The organism is Curtobacterium sp. PvP017, assembly GCF_054060195.1.
Map to the genome: position 1 here is coordinate 1 of NZ_JBSSCY010000009.1, position 18,454 is coordinate 18,454.

General features: G+C 71.7%; 18 protein-coding genes. 10 read left to right on the top strand and 8 right to left on the bottom strand.

Features of this window, described 5'->3' with window-relative positions; genetic code table 11:
• Window positions 1-147: 147 nt before the first annotated feature.
• The gene (locus tag ACVKXF_RS15595) at window positions 148-750 is read right to left on the bottom strand and encodes a DnaJ family domain-containing protein (protein ID WP_123310722.1); all 603 of its coding nucleotides are present in this window, start codon (window positions 748-750) and stop codon (window positions 148-150) included.
• 13 nt (window positions 751-763) lie between these two features.
• Window positions 764-2,593 (bottom strand): glycoside hydrolase family 15 protein, encoded by a 1,830-nt coding sequence (locus tag ACVKXF_RS15600; protein WP_456796279.1) that lies wholly within the window; start codon window positions 2,591-2,593, stop codon window positions 764-766.
• A gap of 467 nt (window positions 2,594-3,060) precedes the next feature.
• Here ACVKXF_RS15600 and ACVKXF_RS15605 point away from each other — a divergent pair, with 467 nt between their 5' ends.
• The 4 genes from ACVKXF_RS15605 (at window position 3,061) to ACVKXF_RS15620 (ending at window position 7,276) form a co-directional block, all read left to right on the top strand.
• Window positions 3,061-4,227 (top strand): RtcB family protein, encoded by a 1,167-nt coding sequence (locus ACVKXF_RS15605; RefSeq protein WP_456796280.1) that lies wholly within the window; start codon window positions 3,061-3,063, stop codon window positions 4,225-4,227.
• Window positions 4,228-4,354: 127 nt separating this feature from the next.
• Entirely contained in the window at window positions 4,355-5,188 is an 834-nt protein-coding gene (locus ACVKXF_RS15610) for a DUF1206 domain-containing protein (protein ID WP_123310716.1), read from the top strand.
• A 61-nt stretch (window positions 5,189-5,249) separates the two neighbouring features.
• The gene (locus tag ACVKXF_RS15615) at window positions 5,250-6,125 is read left to right on the top strand and encodes an SMP-30/gluconolactonase/LRE family protein (RefSeq protein WP_456796281.1); all 876 of its coding nucleotides are present in this window, start codon (window positions 5,250-5,252) and stop codon (window positions 6,123-6,125) included.
• Window positions 6,126-6,196: 71 nt separating this feature from the next.
• Entirely contained in the window at window positions 6,197-7,276 is a 1,080-nt protein-coding gene (locus ACVKXF_RS15620) for an alpha/beta fold hydrolase (RefSeq protein ID WP_456796282.1), read from the top strand.
• Window positions 7,277-7,375: 99 nt separating this feature from the next.
• Here the strand turns inward: ACVKXF_RS15620 and ACVKXF_RS15625 are convergent, their stop codons facing one another.
• The 5 genes from ACVKXF_RS15625 to ACVKXF_RS15645 all read right to left on the bottom strand — a co-directional run bounded on the left by ACVKXF_RS15625 (window position 7,376) and on the right by ACVKXF_RS15645 (window position 11,158).
• Complete coding sequence (locus ACVKXF_RS15625; RefSeq protein WP_456796283.1) at window positions 7,376-8,569, bottom strand: NAD(P)/FAD-dependent oxidoreductase; 1,194 nt, start codon at window positions 8,567-8,569, stop codon at window positions 7,376-7,378.
• Window positions 8,570-8,582: 13 nt separating this feature from the next.
• Window positions 8,583-9,383, bottom strand: a complete 801-nt coding sequence (locus tag ACVKXF_RS15630) for an SDR family NAD(P)-dependent oxidoreductase (RefSeq protein ID WP_123310708.1) — start codon at window positions 9,381-9,383, stop codon at window positions 8,583-8,585.
• 8 nt (window positions 9,384-9,391) lie between these two features.
• Window positions 9,392-9,898, bottom strand: coding sequence for a Dps family protein (locus tag ACVKXF_RS15635; protein WP_111086918.1), 507 nt, complete (start codon window positions 9,896-9,898; stop codon window positions 9,392-9,394).
• A gap of 101 nt (window positions 9,899-9,999) precedes the next feature.
• The gene (locus ACVKXF_RS15640; protein ID WP_340195968.1) at window positions 10,000-10,512 is read right to left on the bottom strand and encodes a MarR family winged helix-turn-helix transcriptional regulator; all 513 of its coding nucleotides are present in this window, start codon (window positions 10,510-10,512) and stop codon (window positions 10,000-10,002) included.
• Window positions 10,513-10,600: 88 nt separating this feature from the next.
• The gene (locus tag ACVKXF_RS15645) at window positions 10,601-11,158 is read right to left on the bottom strand and encodes an NADPH-dependent FMN reductase (protein ID WP_123310704.1); all 558 of its coding nucleotides are present in this window, start codon (window positions 11,156-11,158) and stop codon (window positions 10,601-10,603) included.
• A gap of 124 nt (window positions 11,159-11,282) precedes the next feature.
• Between ACVKXF_RS15645 and ACVKXF_RS15650 the strand changes: the two genes are divergently transcribed.
• The 6 genes from ACVKXF_RS15650 (at window position 11,283) to ACVKXF_RS15675 (ending at window position 17,496) form a co-directional block, all read left to right on the top strand.
• Window positions 11,283-12,938, top strand: a complete 1,656-nt coding sequence (locus tag ACVKXF_RS15650) for a glycoside hydrolase family 13 protein (RefSeq protein WP_456796284.1) — start codon at window positions 11,283-11,285, stop codon at window positions 12,936-12,938.
• Between the two features lie 110 nt (window positions 12,939-13,048).
• Window positions 13,049-15,004: a hypothetical protein gene (locus ACVKXF_RS15655; RefSeq protein WP_456796285.1), complete on the top strand. Its 1,956-nt coding sequence runs from the start codon at window positions 13,049-13,051 to the stop codon at window positions 15,002-15,004.
• A gap of 146 nt (window positions 15,005-15,150) precedes the next feature.
• Window positions 15,151-15,810, top strand: a complete 660-nt coding sequence (locus ACVKXF_RS15660; protein ID WP_456796286.1) for a DUF308 domain-containing protein — start codon at window positions 15,151-15,153, stop codon at window positions 15,808-15,810.
• Window positions 15,807-16,076 (top strand): hypothetical protein, encoded by a 270-nt coding sequence (locus tag ACVKXF_RS15665; RefSeq protein WP_456796287.1) that lies wholly within the window; start codon window positions 15,807-15,809, stop codon window positions 16,074-16,076. Before ACVKXF_RS15660 ends, ACVKXF_RS15665 begins: the two co-directional genes overlap by 4 nt.
• 123 nt (window positions 16,077-16,199) lie before the next feature.
• A complete protein-coding gene (locus ACVKXF_RS15670) occupies window positions 16,200-16,739 on the top strand; it encodes an RNA polymerase sigma factor (protein ID WP_340195964.1) in 540 nt (179 codons plus the stop codon).
• A complete protein-coding gene (locus ACVKXF_RS15675) occupies window positions 16,729-17,496 on the top strand; it encodes a hypothetical protein (RefSeq protein WP_456796288.1) in 768 nt (255 codons plus the stop codon). Before ACVKXF_RS15670 ends, ACVKXF_RS15675 begins: the two co-directional genes overlap by 11 nt.
• A 72-nt stretch (window positions 17,497-17,568) precedes the next feature.
• On the opposite strand, the gene ACVKXF_RS15680 is transcribed toward ACVKXF_RS15675, so the two are convergent.
• Window positions 17,569-18,447 (bottom strand): LysR family transcriptional regulator, encoded by an 879-nt coding sequence (locus ACVKXF_RS15680; protein ID WP_185021243.1) that lies wholly within the window; start codon window positions 18,445-18,447, stop codon window positions 17,569-17,571.
• Between the last annotated feature and the right edge of the window lie 7 nt (window positions 18,448-18,454).

The following is an 18,454-nucleotide window of genomic DNA, read 5'->3' on the forward strand; positions in this document are numbered from 1 at the left end:
CCTGCTGAACAAGACCTTCGGCACCGACGCCGTCAAGCGCGGCCTCCTCGTCGGCACCGCCACCATCACCGCACAGATCAAGTAACACCCCCACGCACCACCACGCGAAGGGCCGCCCCGGACAACCGGGACGGCCCTTCGTCACGTTCAGCGACGGCGGCGCCACCACCGGCGAGGTCGGTCGTCAGACCCGGCCACCAGTGCAGCCGCAGCCGCTGCGGCAGCGGCGAGACGGGCCTCCCGTCGCTCCCGCCACGCGGTCACCTCGTCGTCGACGTCCCGCAGCGGCGTCACGACCGGCGGCCCACCGAGCAGTTGGCGTCGGGCTTCCTTCACCCGGGCGTTGAAGTCCACGAGGACATCGCGCACGTCGGCCTCCGTGGACAGCGCGTCGAGGGCATCGTCGAGCTCCGCGTCCTCGGTGCGGAGCGCGAGTGCGGGCGGTGCGATGCCGCGGATGTCCTCGCGTTCGATCTTGGAGCGGATCCACCAGTCCGGGTCGTGCTGCCCGTCGTTCCCGGGCAGCGGCTTGCCGTGGTACGGGTTGCCCTCGAAGACGCCTCGGCGCTCGGCCTCCTCGATCTGTGCCCGCGCATGCGCTGCGACGTCGGCGGCCTTCAGCAGCCGGCGTTCCTCGCGCACCTCGTCCGGATCGAGCGACCCCCGCTCGATCTCGCTGTCGACCAGCTGCTGGTAGCGGTACCGGGCGGCCCTCCTGAGCCGGTCCATCCGCGCATCGACGTCGTTCATGACCCCTCCATGATCACGCCGAGTGGTCGTCCTCGCCAGTCAGCTCCTCGATCGTCAGCGCTGCCTGGATGAGCGCCAGGTGGGACAGTCCCTGCGGGATGTTCCCCATGAACGCTCCGTTCTCGCTGATCATCTCGCTGAACAGCCCGACGTCGTTCGCCTGGCCGACCATGTCGTCCATCAGCGTCCGCGCGTCGTCGATCCGGCCGGTGCAGGCCATCGCGGCCGCGAGCCAGAACGAGCAGGCGACGAACGGCGATTCCTCGTCCTCGATGCCGGAGTAGCGGTACACCAGCGGACCACGCTGCAGGTGCTTCTCGATCGCCCGGATGGTCGAGGCCATGCGCGGTCCGCGGTCGAAGGCACTCATCGCGTGCAGCAGGATCGACGTGTCGAGCGCGTCCGAGCCCGGGTACATCACGTAGTGGCCGCGTTCCTCGTCCCACCCGTGCTCGGCGACCCACTGCTCGATGAGTTCGCGGTTCTCGATCCACTTGTCGCGGGGGCCGTCGATCATGCCGGCGTCGTGGAGTTCCACGGCGGCGTCGAGTGCCTGCCAGCAGCCGATCTTGCTCGTGACGTAATGCTGGGTGTCCTCGAGCTCCCACATGCCGGAGTCCGGTTCCTCCCAGCGGTGACAGGCGTCGTCGGCGAGCTGCTGCAGGACCGCGGCGGTCTTCCGGTCGAGGACGTTGCCGGCGGCCACGTACTGGCGCAGGATCTCGAAGACGTCGCCCCAGACCCCGAGCTGCAGCTGGTCGCCGGCCCGGTTGCCCACCGTGACCGGACCGATGCCGTTCCACCCGGGGACGTCGCGCTCCTCGACGTCGTCGCTCTTCGTGCCGTCGAGCTCGTAGAAGATCGGCATGTCCTCGTCGTGCTCGGCGATGGTGCGCATCACCCACGACACCGCCGCGTGGGTCTCCTCGCGCAGGCCGAACCGGGTCAGGGCGTGCACGGTGTACGACAGGTCGCGCACCCAGGCGAAGCGGTAGTCCCAGTTCTTGCCGCCCGTCTGGTCTTCGGGCAGGCTCGTGGTCGGTGCCGCCGCGATCGCGCCGGTCGGCGAGAAGATGAGCAGCTTCAGGGCGAGGGCGCTCCGCTGCACCGCTTCGGCCCAGGGGCCGTCGTAGGAGAACTCCTCGGACCAGGTCGCCCAGTTGGCGATCGTCCGGTCCATCGCGGCGAGCGCGCTCTCCGGCCGCGGCATGAAGATCGGCTCGTCGTGCGTGCCGACGATGGTCAGGATGTGCTTCGAGCCCTCGTCAGCGGTGAACCGGCCGGAGAAGCGCGGGCCGTCGTCGTGCGCCGGGTGGAACCCCTGCTCGACGATGGCGATCGTGATGCCGTCGATGCCGATGACGGCGCCGTTCGCGGTGTCGAGGCGCTTCGGCTCGGCGGTACCCAGCAGGGTGCCGGGCACCACCGCCCACTCGAACTCCACGGAGCCGCTGACCGCCTGGACGCAGCGCGCGACCTCGGCCCACGGCAGGCGGCCGGCGACGCCGGTGACCATCGCGTCCGTCACGGTGGCCTGCCCGGACGAGGTCGTCCACGTGGTGACGAGGACGTTGGTCCCCGGCAGGTACTCGCGGGTGACCTCGGCCGACCGGTCCACCGGGCGGAGCGCCACGTGACCGCCGTGCTCGGCGTCGAGGATGCTCGCGAACACGGGCGGTGAGTCCATCGAGGGGATGGGCAGCCAGTCGATCTGCCCGTCGCGGGCGATGAGCGCGACGGTCCGGCCGTCCCCGATCGCTCCGTAGGTGCGGAGCGGGGCGTACCCGTCGGTGCGTGCGTGGGTGTCGACCGCGTCGAGGGTGTCTTCGGTGCGCTCCGTCATGCACCCAGCCTGCCCGGGCCCGAGGCGCGACCATCAGGCGGACGTACCCCGCTGTGGCTGTGCACGAGTCGCGACACACCCGGGTGAGTTGCGCATCCCGGGCGTGTCGCACTACTGTCGCTCTCCTGCCCATCGGCAGGAACGCCCGCGGCACCAACGCCGTCGGCAGGACCGCCCGCCCCGGGCACACCGGAAGGACCGCGCATGCGCGCCGTGCTGCACAACGAGGAACGCGTCGAGCTCCAGCTCGACGCGATCGCCGTGCTGCCCGAACAGCAGCAGCAGCGGTCCCTCCGCTATCCCGCGTAGGCACGCGACGTCCCACGACGCCCCGTGCCCACCCGGCCCGGGGCGTTCGTCATCACCGCTTCCTCCCGTCCGTCCGCCACGTCCGGCGACGACCAGGAGGCGCGGCGTGCGACCGTCTCGGACCGTCACCTCGACCGTCACGAAAGCGAGACGACACCATGAAGAAGATCAACGACCGATTGCTCAGCTGGGCCTCGATGCTCGAGGACAACACCGAGCAGCAGGCCCGCACGACCGCGCGCATGCCGTTCGTGTTCCCTCACCTGGCCCTGATGCCGGACGCCCACCTCGGCCTCGGCGCCACCGTCGGCTCCGTCATCCCGACGCTCGGAGCGGTCATGCCGGCTGCCGTCGGGGTGGACATCGGCTGCGGCATGATCGCGGTCCGGACCCAGTTCACCGTCGCCGACCTGCCCGCCGACCTGCAGGGCCTGCGCGAGCAGATCGAGCGCGCGATCCCGCTGTCGGCGGGTGCGTCGAACCGGAAGATCGTCGCGACCGCCGCGCCGCGGATCGCCGAGCTCGAGGCCATGGCCGAGACCGCCGGGTTCGACCCCACGCAGGTGCACGGTGGCTGGCGGAACCAGCTCGGCACGCTCGGCTCCGGGAACCACTTCATCGAGGTCTCCCTCGACGAGGAGGACCGGGTCTGGCTCTTCCTGCACTCCGGGTCGCGGGGCGTCGGCAACAAGATCGCGCAGCGCCACATCACGGTCGCCAAGCGGCTGATGGAGCGGTGGTGGATCCAGCTGGCGGACCCCGACCTGGCGTACCTGGTCGAGGGCACGCCGGAGTTCGACCGGTACATCGCCGAGCTGCGGTGGGCCCAGCACTTCGCGCTGCTCAACCGTGAGGAGATGATGGACCGCGTCGTGCGGCAGCTGTCCGAGGCCGTCGGCACCCCCGTCGACGAGCAGGAGCGGATCAACTGCCACCACAACTTCACGCAGCGTGAGACGCACTGGGGGAAGTCGGTGTGGGTGTCGCGGAAGGGTGCGATCCAGGCGAAGGCCGGTCAGCCCGGCCTGATCCCCGGGTCGATGGGCACCGCGTCGTACGTGGTCGAGGGGCTCGGCAACAAGCCCTCGCTCGAGTCGTCCCCGCACGGTGCGGGTCGGCTGTTCTCGCGGAGCGCGGCCCGGCGGACCTTCACCCACGAGCAGCTGCGCGAGGCGATGGTCGGCATCGAGTACCGCGACACCGACGCGTTCCTCGACGAGATCCCCGGCGCGTACAAGCCGATCGACCAGGTCATGGCGGACGCGTCGGAGCTCGTGTCGATCCGGCACACGCTGCGCCAGGTCGTCAACGTGAAGGGGGACTGAGACGCGGGCGCCCGTCGGACGGGAGGCGCGGGTGCGGCCCGCCCCGCGCCTCCCGTCCGGCGGCGGGTCGGCCCCACTGCCCGGCGCGGCCCGGACAGACCGGCCCGCGTCGGGCACGCTTGACCGGATGAGCGACACAGCAGAGCACGCAGCACAGGAGACCGGACGACAGGTCCGACGAGCGGCGGACAGCCGCTGGTTCGAGCTGACCGCTCGCGCCGGATTCGTCGGCAGCGGCATCGTCCACCTGCTGATCGGCTACCTCGCGATCCTGCTGGGCATCGGCAACGCGTCCTCCGGCGGTGAGACCGACCAGTCCGGGGCGCTGCAGCAGATCGCCGCGGTCCCCGGTGGGGTGTTCCTGCTCTGGCTGATCGCGATCGGCACGGCCGCACTCACCGTGCGTCTGGTCGTCGAGGCGATCGTCGGCGGTCGTTCGGACACCACCCGGGGCTGGCTCGCCCGGCTCAAGGACGTCGCGAAGGCCGTGGTCTACGGGATCATCGCGTACTCGTCGGCCTCGTACGCCCTCGGCGCCGGGTCGAGTTCCAGCAGCTCGTCGCAGAGTGCCGCGGCGAAGACCCTCGCGACGCCCGGCGGGGTGTTCGTGCTGCTCCTCGCCGGCGCGATCGCGGTCGCGGTCGGCATCGGGCTCGTGGTGATCGGTTGCCGCCGGTCGTTCCGCAAGCAGATCACGCGACCGTCGGGCCAGCTCGACCGCGTCGTCACCGTGCTCGGGGTCGTCGGGTACGTCGGCAAGGGCATCGCCGTGGTCATCGTCGGCGTGCTCATCGGCGTGGCCGGACTGCGGAGCGACCCCGACCAGGCGACGGGCCTCGACGCGGCGTTCGACGCGGTGCGCTCGATGCCCGGCGGCGTGTTCGTCCTGGTCGCGATCGGCATCGGGTTCCTCGCCTTCGGCGTCTACAGCTTCTTCCGCGCGCGGTACGCCCGCCTCTGACGTGCCGGGCGAGGTGGCCCCGGCTGAGGGGGCACGGAGCCGACGCCGGTAGACCGGTCCGATGAGCACCAGTGTGACGACCGGACCCGCGACCGTCTTCTCCGACACCCGGGCGGTCCTCGCCGAGAGCATCGTGTGGGACCCGTTGGCGCAGCTGCTCCGGTGGACCGACATCACCCTCGGCACCCTCGTCACCGCGCGGGCTGACGGCACCGTCGTGTCGACCGTCCCGCTCCCGCCGCCGCTCGCGAGCTTCCAGCCGCGGGCGTCCGGTGGGTTCGTCGCAGCCCTCGGCGACACCGTCGTCGTGACCGACGAGCACGGGGCGATCGAGCGTGAACTCACCCGCGTCGAGCACGCCACCGCCGGTCTCCGCTTCAACGAGGGCAAGTGCGACCCGTTCGGCCGGTTCCTGGTCGGCAGCATGAACCTGACGACCGGGGAGCCCGACGGTGCGCTCTACTCGGTCGAGGCCGACGGCACGACGCGGCTGCTCCGTGGCGGCTTCGGCGTGACGAACGGCTTCGAGTGGTCGGACGACGGCACGGTGATGTACGTCACCGACACGAGCGCGTCGACGATCTACCGCGGTTCCTACGGTCCTGACGGGGAACTCGGCGAGCTCGAACCGTTCGTCGTCGGCAACGCGCACGACGGTCTGGTCCGCGACGACGAGGGCTGCTCCTGGAGCGCGATCTACGGCGGCGGCCGGGTGGAGCGGTACGGCCCGGACGGGTCGCACCTCGAGACCGTGGAGCTGCCGACCCCGAACGTGACGTCGGTGGCCTTCGGCGGCCCGGACATGTCGACCCTGTTCGTCGCCTCGGCGCGGGAGAACCTCACCGAGGAGCAGCTCGAGCAGCATCCGTCCTCGGGGGCGATCCTCGCGGTGCCGACCCGGGTGCACGGCTTCCCCGCGAACACGTTCAGCGGCTGACCGGCCGGGAGCGCACGCAGCGTCGGGGTCCGCAGGTATCGTGGGCGCTCGCCCGACCGGAGGAGACCCACGTGGACGACGAGCGCACGGCAGCGACCCCGGACCCGGGAGGCGAACTCGCGAAGGCGGAGGACGCCGACGTCACCGTCGAGGTGGACCGGGTCGCGGTGGACGGTACCTACGTCCGCGTGAGTTCGATCGGGGAGCCGGGGGAGCGGGCGTTCCTGCTCGTCGCCGGCCTCGGCATCGCGGCCACCTACTACGAGCGACTCGCCCCGCACCTCAACGAGAACGGCCCGGTGCACGCACTCGACCTGCCCGGCTTCGCGGGCGTTCCGCGGTTCCGGGGGAAGGTGTCGATCGAGCGGTACGCCGACGCCGTCGAGAAGGTCATCGACGACCTCGGGCTGGTCGACCCGGTCCTGGTCGGCCACTCGATGGGCACCCAGGTCGTGACCGAGGTCGCGGCGCGTCACCCGGAGATCTCGGACCTCGTGCTCATCAGCCCCGTCGTGGACTCGCACGCGCGCACGGTCCGGCAGTCCGCGTTCCGGTTCCTGCGGTCGACGCTGCACGAGCCGTCGGCGGTCCGGTGGCACGGCATCACCGCGTACGCGCTGTGCGGCTGGCACTGGTTCTCGAAGGTGCTGCCGCGGATGATCGCGTTCCCGATCGAGGAACGTGCCGCCCACGTGCAGGCACGCACGCTCATCGTCCGTGGCGAGCACGACGCGATGGTCCCGCGGGACTGGATCCGGCGGCTCGCGCGGGTGTTCCCGTACGCCGTGCTGCGCGAGGTCGTCGACGGCGCCCACTCGGTGATGCACGCCCAGGCCGACGCGGTCGCCCGGCTGGCGGTCGCGCACGTCGACCACCGCCTGCCGGACCGCGGAGTCGGTTCGCTGCAGCGCGTGCGCGACGACTCGACGGCGTCCGACCTGTCGCGACTGAGCCCGAGCGAGGCGTGGATGCTCGTCAAGTCGCGTTTCGTCGAGCTGGTCGGCATGGCGAAGAACGACGACGAGACGCTCGAGGCGGCCAAGTCCGCCCACGCGGTCGCCATGGCCGACGGTGACGACCTGCCGGTCGACCCCACCGACCGCAAGGCGGTCGTCGACGCGGTCGCGCCCGAAGCCGACACGACCCGCTGACGCCGGGCACTGCACGCAACGGACTGGAGGCCCGGTGCCGGTTCCGCGAACCGGCACCGGGCCTCCCGTCGGTCGCGTCCACGGCGACCAGCGCGCCGGTCAGGCCGTGATGCGGCCCGGCAGCATGTCGGGCGTCAGCGCGTGGGCCTCGGCGAGGACCTTGCGGGCCTCGTCGGTCTTGTCCCAGACGTTCCAGAGCAGCACGCCGCGGACCAGGTCGTCGTCGTCCAGGTAGTAGACGACGCCGGTGACCGTGGGGTCCTGCCAGTCCTCGACGGTGCGGAGCTTGGTGGAGACCTGCCCCATCGCCTCGTACCCCATGTCGAAGACGTCGGAGTAGAACATCGGCGTGTGGTCGTAGGTCTCGTCGGCGTCCGCGAGGTTCCGGCCGGCTTGCCGACCCTGCTGCTGCGCGTTGTCGACGTGCTCGACCCGTCGGGTCCCGAGGATCCGGTCCGGGTACTCGGCGACGTCACCGGCGGCGAAGACCGATTCGTCGTCGGTCAGCAGCGTCGACGAGACGACGATGCCGTCGCGCACGGTCAGGCCGGCGTCGGCGGCGAGCTGCGTGGCGGGCTCGATGCCGAGGCCGGCGACGACCGCATCCGCCTCGAGGACGGAACCGTCGTCGAGGGTGAGACGCACACCGTCCGGCGTCTGGGTGCCGGACTCGACCCGGCGGCCGAGTCGCAGGTCGACGCCGGCGTCGACGAAGCGCTGCTGGAAAGCGCGCGCGAGGTCGTCCGGGAACATCCGTCCGCCCACGACCTCGTCCGGGTCGACCAGGGTGACGCGGGCGCCGTTCTGCACGACCCCGGCGGTGATCTCCTGGCCGATGTAGCCGCCGCCCACCACGACCACGTGCGCCCCGGCGTCGGCGAGCTCGCGGAGCTTCCGGTAGTCGTCGGCGCTGCGGTAGTCGAGCACACGGTCCGAGGGTGCAAGACCGGGCAGCCCACGGGGCTTGCCGCCCGTGGCGATGAGCAGACGCTCGTACCCGTGGGTCTGACCGTCGGCCGTGGTCACGGTCTTCGCGGCACGGTCGATCCCCGTCACCGCGGTGCCGAGGACGAAGGACGCCCCCGTCTCCTCGGTGTGCAGGTCGACCTTCTCGTCCCAGCTGAAGTCCGGATCGGTCCACAGCTTCTTCGACAGGGCCGGGCGGGCGTAGGGCCGGTCGACGTCCTCGCTGAGGATGCCGATCGTGCCGTCGGCGTCGAGCTCGCGGACACCGCGGGCGGCGGCGTCGGCGACCATCCCGCCGCCGATGATGAGGTATCGGTAGTCGGTCACGGTGCCTCCCGGGTCAGATCGTGGCGACCGAGCCGGAGTCGACCCGGTAGTTGGAGCCGTTCACGAAGCTCGCGAGGTCGGAGCAGAGGAACGCGATGACGTTCGCGACCTCTTCCGGCTCGCCGCGGCGCTTCAGCTCCATGTAGGGGCGCTCCTCGTCGAGGAAGCTGGTGATCGCGTCGTCGAAGCTCTGGTTCGTCTCCTTGGCGCGCTTGTTCATCATTGCGTCCGTCATGGGCGTGTGGATGAACGCTGGGCTGACGGTGTTCACGAGCACGCCCTCCCGCGCGTAGGTGCGCGACAGGCCCTTCGCGAACGACAGGACCCCGGCCTTCGCGGCGCAGTAGGGCAGTTCGTCGTCGTAGGGCTGCGAGGCGTCCTCGGACACCAGGTACACGATCCGGCCCCAACCGCCCTGCCGCAGGTCGCCGATGAACTCGCGCGTGATGCGGACGGGGCCCATCAGGTCGACGTCGATGGTGTCGGCCCAGCCCTGCTCGTCGATCTCGTGGAACAGCCCCTGGGCGCCGGTGACGCCCGAGGACTGCACGAGGATGTCGATCGCACCCACGGCGTCCCGCACCTTGCCGTGCAGGTCCGCCAAGCTCGCAGCGCTCGTGACGTCGGCCGCGAACGCGTGCAGCTTGCCGAGCGGCGCTTCGAGCTGGTCGGCGCTGTTGTCGAGCTGCGCCTGGTCGATGTCGCTCACGACCACGGTCGCACCCTCCGCCAGGAGGATGCGAGCCGTGTTCCAGCCGATGCCGGAGTCGGCACCGAAGACGAGCGCGGTCTTGCCCTGGATGCCGAGGTCCACTCGGTCCCCTAGGCGTGCGCCGAGGCGTCGGCGACGGCAGGCGTCGTGGCGGAGGCCAGCGGCGTGCTCGGCGCGCGGTTCTCGGCGGAGACCATCCACGCGAGCTGCTCGAGGCGCTCGATGAAGCCGTGGAGCAGGTCCGCGGTCGTCGGGTCCTCCTCGTCGACCTCGTCGTGGACGTCGCGCATGGTGCCGGTCGCCTGGTAGAGGCGGAGCGTCACCTGGTCGATGGCGTCGTGGGTCGTGATCTCGCCGTCGGGGAACTGGTCGAGGTGGCTCGACGCCGCGACCGTGCTCGAGCGTCCGTCCGGCACGGCGTACAGGGCGCGCATGCGCTCAGCGGTGTCGTCGGCGAACTCGCGTGCGGCGTCGACGATCTCGTCGAGCTGCAGGTGCAGGTCGCGGAAGTTCGTGCCGAGGATGTTCCAGTGGGCCTGCTTGCCCTGGAGGTGCAGGTCGATGAGGTCCACGAGGACCGCCTGGAGGTTCTTGGCCATCTTGTCCGAAGCGTGCATGGTGGTGGCTCCTTTCGCGTCGGTGACCACTCCGGTCTACGCGCCGCGGCCGAGTCCACTCTCAGTGCGCACGGAACCGCGCTGTCCCCCGGGGGTGCGGCTCAGTGCGCTGGGGCCGGGTCGACCTGGTCGACGGCGCCGCGCATCTGCTCGAGGAACGACGCGACGATGCGGGCCTCGGACGCTGGGAGCCCCTCGGCGATGGACATCATCCGGCGGTGCATGATGCCGAGGGTCGCGCGGACCTCGTCGTCGGTCTCGGTCGTCGGGGTGATCACGAGTGCACGACGGTCCGTGGGGTGCGGATCACGGCGCACGTGGTTCGACTTCACCAGCCGGTCGATCAGGATCGTGGTCGAGGCCGACGAGATCTTGAGGTAGGCGGCGAGGTCCTTCGGGCTCACGCTGCGGCCCGAGCGCTGCGACTGCAGCAGGAAGCGCACGGCGAGCAGGTCGGTCTCGCCCATGCCCATCGAGTCACGGGTGCGTCGGCGCATGGCGGTCTCGGCGGCCCGGTAGCGGCGCAGCGCGTTGAGCACGGCGACCCCGCGCTGGGTCGCGTCGTCGTCGGGGAACCAGTACCCGGACGGCTCGGTGATCTCCTGCGTTGCCATTGGCACAGGCTAGTCCGTCTCGTATGGAGGCTGTCTAGCGACTTCCTGTGGGTGCGGTCGACCGCACGGCCGACCGCACCCCGGTCGACTACGCGGCGGCCTGCTCCGTCGACGCGTCGGCGAGCGCGGTCAGTGCGCCCTGGACGAGCGTGGTGACCTCGGCGTCCTCGCGCGGGTGGGTCTCCGCGAAGCGGACGACCGACTGCGGGATCGCGACCTTGACGTCCTCCAGGACCTTCGCACCGGCGATGCCGGCGACCTTGCGGGCGTCGTCGTGGGCCCACACGCCGCCGTACTGGCCGAACGCCGAACCGATGGCGGCGAGCGGCTTGCCTGACAGCGGCGAGGCGCCGAACGGACGCGATGCCCAGTCGAGGGCGTTCTTCAGCACGGCCGGGATCGTGCCGTTGTACTCGGGGGTGACGAGCAGGACGGCGTCCGCGGCGGCGATCGCGTCACGGAAGGCGACGGCCGCGGCGGGCGGGGTGTCGCCGTCGATGTCCTCGTTGTAGAACGGCAGGTCGACGATGCCGTCGAACGTGGTGACCTCGATGCCCTCCGGCGCGTGGTGGGCCGCGGCCTCGGCGAGCTTGCGGTTGATGGAGTCGGCGCGCAGGCTGCCGACGAGTGCGAGGACGTTCGTCATGGTGATCCTTCTCGTTCTGGACGTTGTACTGGGGCGGAAAGGTGTCAGCGACAACCAATGCTGTCACGTCGTCAGCCATTCCCGATCCGTGCCCGGTGTCCGCTCCGCTGGGTACGGTGGCGACGTGAGCACGCTTCGGACGCCGGCCAGCACGCCCCGCACGACGAACCCGGACTGGTGGCGCGACGCCGTCGTCTACCAGGTCTACCCACGCAGCTTCGCGGACTCGAACGCCGACGGCCTGGGTGACGTCGCGGGCATCACGAGCCGTGTGCCGTACCTGGCGTCCCTCGGTGTCGACGCCCTCTGGCTCTCCCCGTTCTTCCCGTCGCCCCTCGCCGACGGCGGGTACGACGTGGCCGACTACCGGGCGGTCGACCCGCGACTCGGTTCGCTCGAGGACCTGGACGCCCTGCTCCGGTCAGCGCACGAGCACGACCTCCGGGTGATCGTGGACATCGTGCCGAACCACACCTCGGACGAGCACGAGTGGTTCCGGGCGGCACTCGCCTCCGCGCCGGGGTCGGCGGAACGGGCGCGGTACGTGTTCCGCGACGGGAGCGGTCCCTCCGGAGCGTTGCCGCCGAGCGACTGGGTGTCGAACTTCGGCGGGAGCGCCTGGACGAGGGTCCCCGACGGCCAGTGGTACCTGCACCTCTTCGCGCCCGAGCAGCCCGACCTGGACTGGTCGAACCCCGAGGTCCGCGCCGACTTCGAGGACACGCTGCGCTTCTGGTCGGACCGCGGGGTCGACGGGTTCCGGGTCGACGTCGCACACGGCCTGGCGAAGGACCTGTCGACGCCGTACCGCGCATCGAACGAGCACGCGCTGCCGCTCGACGGTTCCGACCCGCTGTACGACCGCGACGAGGTGCACGAGGTCTTCGCGTCCTGGCGCACCGTGCTCGACGAGTACGACCCGCCCCGGGCCGCGGTCGCCGAGGCCTGGGCGCCTGCACCGCGACGCGTCCTGTACGCCCGTCCCACCGAACTCGGACAGGCGTTCAACTTCGACCTGCTCGAGGCGCCGTTCGAGGCACCCGCCTTCCGGAGCATCATCGAGCGGAACCTGGCGGCGTCCGAGCAGTCCGGCGCCTCGAGCACCTGGGTGCTGTCGAACCACGACGTCGTGCGGCACGCCAGCCGCTACGGCCTGCCGGACGGCACCGACACCGATGCGTGGCTGCTGACGGAAGGGACCAAGCCGGAGCTCGACCGGGAGCGGGGACTGCGCCGAGCCCGCGCCGCGACCCTGCTGATGCTCGCCCTTCCGGGGTCGTCGTACGTCTACCAGGGTGAGGAGCTCGGCCTGCACGAAGCCGCCGCCATCCCGCGTGACCGGCTGCAGGACCCGAAGTGGCTGCGCTCCGGACACACCGTGAAGGGCCGGGACGGGTGCCGTGTGCCGATCCCGTGGACGACCTCCGGGCCGTCGTTCGGCTTCGGCGACGTCGCGCCGCTGCTGCCGCAGCCCGCCGACTTCGGAGCGTCGTCGGTCGAGGCGGAGGACGGCGACCCATCGTCGACCCTGACCCTGTACCGCGCAGCGCTCGCGGCCCGGCGACGGTTGCAGCGGGACGAGGAGCTCACCTGGTTGGAGTCCGGCGACGGCGTCGTGGCCTTCGCCCGGCACGACGGGTGGCGGTCGGTCACGAACCTCGGGTCGACACCGGTGCCGATGCCGTCGGGGGAGGTCGTGGTCGCGTCCGGTCCGCTCGGTGACGCGGCCGGTGTCCTGCCGAGCGTCCTGCCGGGCGAGACGACGGTGTGGCTGGCCTGAGCAGTCCGGCTCAGGTGGTCCTTCCTCCACAGCCAGGAGGCCCGGGGCGGCGTTCCACAGATCGGCTCCGGTCCGCCGTCCGGTGACGTCCGGATCGCGACGATCGGGGCATGACAGAACCCACTGCTCCAGCACCCGTCCCACGTCCGACCCGGCCGCGGGTGGCCCGCCGCCTCGCAGCGGCGTGCACCGCACTGACCGCGCTCGCCGTCCTCGCGGCCCCGACGATCCTGCCCGCGGGGTCGAGCGCGGCGGCACTCGACTTCCCGTACGTCAACCAGTTCTCCAGCGCGTCCGGCGGAGCCCTGCACGGTGACGCCACCGTCGCCGGCGGACGGCTGCGCCTGACCGAGGACGTCCGCAACCAGGCCGGCGCCTGGTCGACGAACGACACCTTCCCCTCCGACACCGGACTCGAGATCGAGTTCACCTACGCGATGCACACCGCGAAGGACGACCCCGGGGCCGACGGCCTGCTCCTCTACCTCGCCGACGGCGCGGCTGCGCAGGGCGTGGGGTCGTTCGGCGCCGGGCTCGGGTACGCCTGCCGCAAGGAGTCCACCGAGGGCGGTGGGCGACTGTGCGACCTGCCCGGTGTCCCCGGTGGGTTCGCCGGGATCGCGATCGACCACTACGGCAACTTCTCGTCGCGCATCAACGCGTCCGGGCCGGGAGCCCAGCCGGACCACGTCGTCGTGCGCGGGTCCGGCAACGGGATCGAGGGCTACCGGTACGTCGCCGGGGCTCCCGCACCCGGCGGCACGGTGACGAACGGATCGACGCCGCGGAAGGTCCGCATCACGCTGCTGCCGGGCGACGCCGGCGAACTCTCGATGACCGTCCGGCTGCAGGTGGGCTCGACGATGCGCACCGTGCTCGACTCCGTCCCCCTGCACGGGGACGACCAGACGCCGCTGCCGAGCACCCTCCGCCTCGGGTTCGCCGGCGCGACGGGCAGTCACGTGGACAACCACGAGGTCGACGCCCTCAGGGTGTGGAAGCCCGCCGACCTGTCCGTCGAGCACGACCTGCCCGCCACCGCGGTCGCCGGGGCACCCGTCCGCTACACCGTCACGGCGCGGAACCCCGGTCCGAACGCCGCCGACCCCAGCCCACTGCAGGTGGACGTCCCCGACGGCATCCAGGACGCCACGTGGACCTGTGAACCGGCGTCGGGCTCCGGTTGCGCCACCGCATCCGGGCAGGGCGACGTGGCGACCGACCTGGACCTGCCCCGCGGCGGGTCCGCGGTGGTGACGATCGAGGGACGGATCGCCGACGGGGTCGAGGGGCCGCTCGAGAGCGTCGCGACCATCGCGCCACCGACGTCGCTGTCCGACACGGACGAGTCCGACAACACCTCGCGAGCGAGCACCACGGTCGCCGCGGCCGCCCACGTCGAGACGGACAAGACGGTGTCGCCGTCCACCGTCGCGCCCGGTGACGAGGTCGAGTACACCGTGACCGCACGGAACCGTGGCCCCTCGGTCGCCCAGCAGGTCGGAGCGGTGGACGACCTGCCCGCGGCGATGCGGTTCGTCGGGTCCGACGACGGCTGCACCGCCGAGGGGCAGCGGGTGACCTGCCGGTCCGAGGTCGCACTCGCGGTGGGGGAGACCCACGACTTCCGGCTCCGTGCCGTGCTCGATCCGGACTACCAGGGGGACGGGTCCGACGTGGTGAACGTGGCCACGGCGACCTCCCCGACGGACCCGGACGGCGGCGACCCGTCGACGGAGGTCGCGATCGTCGTGGAGCAGGAGGACGAGGGCCCGGTACCGAGCCCGTCCCCGTCTCCGGCTCCCGGTCCGGACGACGTCGAGGCGTCGGTGCCGGATGCGCCCGACGATGACGCCGGTGACGACGGCGACCGGGACGCCCGCGGACCCGCTCCCGACGCCGGGCCGCGGGCCGTGCAGGGTGCCCTCGCCTACACCGGCGTCGAGGACCTCGGGCTGCTCGCCGCGCTCGCCGGGGTGGTCGTCGCGGCCGGGTCGACCTGCTGGTGGCTCGCTCGTCGGCGCGCACGGCGGTCGGCGGTGTCGGACGACCAGCGGCGGGCCTGACCCGGCGGTGGGGTGGCGTCGCTCGGCCGGCGCCGCCCCGACCGGGCATTCGAGCATCCTCAGTGCTGCCGGACCCACGGCGGTCGGTCGGCTCTCACCGCGGCGGTAGGATCGATCTCACGATCCGCATGCCTGAAAGAGGTCCCGTGTCCGACACCGTGGACGACGCCACCACCGTGAACGAGGCGACCCAACGCGCGCGGTACTGGCCGATCCCGATCCTCCGGGCCGTCCCCGCCGCGGTCGTCGCGCTCGTCATCACCTTCTCGACGAACCACGCCGCCGGCTACGGCCTCCTGCTGTTCGCCGGCTTCGCGCTGGTCGAGGGTCTCGTGCTCCTGTGGGCCGGCGTCGCGCGTCTCCCGCTGGACGGACGGTCACGCCGCACGACGCTGCTGCAGGCGGTCATCACCCTGCTCGCCGCGGTGGCGGGCTTCGCCGGCAACGGCCTCGGGCTGCCGGCGTTCATCTCGATCATCGTGGCCTTCGCCGTGCTGACCGGGGCGCTCGAGCTGGCACAGGGGCTGCGTGCCCGTCGACGTTCCCCCTTCGCGCGCGACTGGACCACGATCGGTGCGCTCACCCTGCTGCTCGCGGTCGCGTTCCTCGTCACCCCGCCGGACTACTCGCAGCAGCTCGGTGGCGTGGAACAGGTCACCGGCACCCTCGACGCCTCGATCGTCCTGGTCGGCCTGCTCGGCGCCTACCTCGCCATCACGGCGGTCTTCCACGTGATCGCCGGCCTCTCGCACAAGTGGGGCACGGCCACGCCGGCCGTCGCCCCGGACGGAGCACCACACGCATGACCACCCCCAGCCGTCGTGACCGTCTGCGCCCGGTCGAGCTCCTCGGGATCTCCGCGATCATCGCGGTGTTCACCGGGCTCGTCGTGCTGTTCTCGACGCGGGAACTGCAGCTGGCCGTGATCTTCCTCGGCGTCGCGTTCATCGTGGTGGTCGTCGTGCTCGCGATGCTCCAGCTCGCCTCGACGAGCGACCAGGACGACAACGACATGCTCGGCGGGCACAAGGCGCCCGGCGAGGGCGAGGGCGAGGGCGACGACTTCCACTGATCCACGGCGGGCGCCGTCACGCGGATCGCTGTCCGGACACGCCCGAGATCCCGTTTCCGCCACGGTCCTGTCAGGATCGCGCGTCCCGCCGACACCTCTGAGTGAAGGAGGTGGGATGTGGACGTGACGACCGGCACCGACACGGACGAAGGACTCGTCCGTGCGATCGCGCAGGGGGACACCGGTGCGCTCGCACGGGTGTTCGACCGCTACGCGGCCACGCTCACCCGGTACGCCTGGGCACTCGTCGACGACCGGTCGGACGTCGAGGAGATCGTGCAGGACTCGTTCCTGACCCTCTGGCAGCGCGCGGCGACGCTCGAACTCCCCGCGGACACCGTGCTGCCGTGGCTGCTCGTCGTCTGCCGCAACCACGCGTTCAACACCGGCCGCAAGCAGGCCCGGCGGCGGGCGGACGAGCTGCCCGAGCACCTCGCCGCACCGACCGACCAGGACGAAGCGCGGGAGCTCCTGCGGTGGGTGCGTGACGAGATCGCCGCGCTCCCCGAGACCGACCGTCGTATCTGCGAGCTCTGCCTGCTCGAGGGCTACTCCTACGCCGAGGCCGCCGAGATGCTCGGCCTCAGCGTCGGGGCGGTCACGCAGCGGGTCTCCCGCAGCCGGCGCCGACTCAAGAAGGTGGTGACGCACGATGAACACTGAACCTCCCGAGGGAGACGACCTGCAGCGCATGCTCGTCTCGATGAAGCAGAACGTCCTCGAGCGCGCCACCCCGCGGACGAGGCGGGGTCGTGGCCGATCCGGCATCGTCATCGGTGTCGTCGCGCTCCTGGCCGTGGGCACCGCGACCGGAGCCGTCGCCCTGACGCTCTCGCAGCAGGACACTCCGGTCGCTGCGCCCACCCGGACGCAGGCGCCCGAGCCGTCACCCACCGCGACGACCCCGTCCTCCGCGCCGATCACCGGCGCACCGACCCCGACGTCCACCCCGAGCGCCCCGGTGGCCGTGGCGACGATCCCGACGGACTGTCGCGCGCTCGTCTCGGCAGAGGACTACAGCCGGTTCTTCGGCGACGCTCCGTTGACGCAGGCCGACCCGCCGTCGGGAACCGATCGGGTCCCCGACGGCCAGGACCCGGCAGGCGTCGAGTCGAAGGTCTCCTGCACGTGGCGTGATCCGCGCGCGGACGTCTCGGGGATCGAGGTCCGGGCCGGGACCGCCACCGAGGCCACCATCCAGCAGGAGATCGACGAGTTCCCGGCGCACGACGGCGGGGGGACGTGCACCGAACGCGACGGCGGGACGTTCTGCCAGTCCCGCGGGATCGTGGAGCCCTACGGCGCGGAGAAGGCGTACACGTACTTCGCCCGAGGTGACACCTGGATCACCATCGAGCAGACCAACGTCCCGACCGACGGGCTCCTGCCCGCGCTCATCGCGACGATCTGGGGGGACTGACGGCCTGGAGGTACGCGGCGGACCCGCGCCGTGCCTCCAGTCCGTCGGTGGGTCTCACCCGCCGGCGCCGCGTCACACGACGCGCGCAGCGACGAGGTCGCGCGCCAGCGTGCGCACCGCGCGGTTCGGCTCCGGACTCGTGCGGATCGCCAGGCCGATGCGGAGCGGTTCGACCGTGTCCTCGAGTTCCAGGACCGCTCCGTCGTGCCGCACCCCGGAGTCCGGCACGACCCCGACGCCCAGCCCCGCCGAGGCGAACCGGATCACCGCGGGCATGTCGTTCATCTCGGCGACGATCCGCCGACGGATCCCGAGTCGTTCGAGTGCGCCGTCCAGGATGATCCGGTTGCCGAACCCGTGCGCGGTGTCGACGAAGGGTTCGTCCGCGAGTTCGGCGAGTGACACCGAGTGCCGCCCGGCCAGCGGGTGGTCCGATGCCGTGAAGACCCGGAACGGCATCTCGCGCAGCGGTTCGACCACCACCCCGGCGGGCACCGTCGGCAGGCCCGTGTACGCGAGGTCGAGCCGCCCGGCGACGAGGTCCTGCACGAGCCCGGTCGTCCCGGACGGCGAGGTCATGAGCTCCACGGTGACGAGCGGGTGCCGCCGCCGGAACCGCTGCAGCACGCCGGTCAGGTCGACGATGTCCATGCTCGTGAAGATGCCCAGTCGCACCCGTCCGCGCAGGTCGGCGTCATCCACGGTCGCCAGGTCACGCATCCGGTCGAGCGACTCCAGCACGGCGCGGGCGTGGGGGAGCAGGTCCTCGCCGGCGGTCGTCAGCACGAGGTGCCGCCCGGTGCGGTCGAACAGCCGGACGCCGAACGTCCGCTCGAGCGACGCGATCCCCGCCGACACCGTGGACTGCGCCGCCCAGAGCCGCTCGGCCGCACGGGTCACACTGCCCTCGGCGGCGACGGTCACGAACTGTTCGAGCAGGCGGGTCTCCATGCACTCA

Excerpts from the sequence above, each read along its gene's own strand:
- ACVKXF_RS15645 (WP_123310704.1), bottom strand. The coding sequence starts at position 11,158 with ATGACGAACGTCCTCGCACTCGTCGGCAGCCTGCGCGCCGACTCCATC.
- ACVKXF_RS15615 (WP_456796281.1), top strand. The coding sequence starts at position 5,250 with ATGAGCACCAGTGTGACGACCGGACCCGCGACCGTCTTCTCCGACACC.
- ACVKXF_RS15640 (WP_340195968.1), bottom strand. The coding sequence starts at position 10,512 with ATGGCAACGCAGGAGATCACCGAGCCGTCCGGGTACTGGTTCCCCGAC.
- ACVKXF_RS15605 (WP_456796280.1), top strand. The coding sequence starts at position 3,061 with ATGAAGAAGATCAACGACCGATTGCTCAGCTGGGCCTCGATGCTCGAG.
- ACVKXF_RS15635 (WP_111086918.1), bottom strand. The coding sequence starts at position 9,898 with ATGCACGCTTCGGACAAGATGGCCAAGAACCTCCAGGCGGTCCTCGTG.
- ACVKXF_RS15595 (WP_123310722.1), bottom strand. The coding sequence starts at position 750 with ATGAACGACGTCGATGCGCGGATGGACCGGCTCAGGAGGGCCGCCCGG.
- ACVKXF_RS15600 (WP_456796279.1), bottom strand. The coding sequence starts at position 2,593 with ATGACGGAGCGCACCGAAGACACCCTCGACGCGGTCGACACCCACGCA.
- ACVKXF_RS15665 (WP_456796287.1), top strand. The coding sequence starts at position 15,807 with ATGACCACCCCCAGCCGTCGTGACCGTCTGCGCCCGGTCGAGCTCCTC.
- ACVKXF_RS15675 (WP_456796288.1), top strand. The coding sequence starts at position 16,729 with ATGAACACTGAACCTCCCGAGGGAGACGACCTGCAGCGCATGCTCGTC.
- ACVKXF_RS15655 (WP_456796285.1), top strand. The coding sequence starts at position 13,049 with ATGACAGAACCCACTGCTCCAGCACCCGTCCCACGTCCGACCCGGCCG.
- ACVKXF_RS15610 (WP_123310716.1), top strand. The coding sequence starts at position 4,355 with ATGAGCGACACAGCAGAGCACGCAGCACAGGAGACCGGACGACAGGTC.
- ACVKXF_RS15680 (WP_185021243.1), bottom strand. The coding sequence starts at position 18,447 with ATGGAGACCCGCCTGCTCGAACAGTTCGTGACCGTCGCCGCCGAGGGC.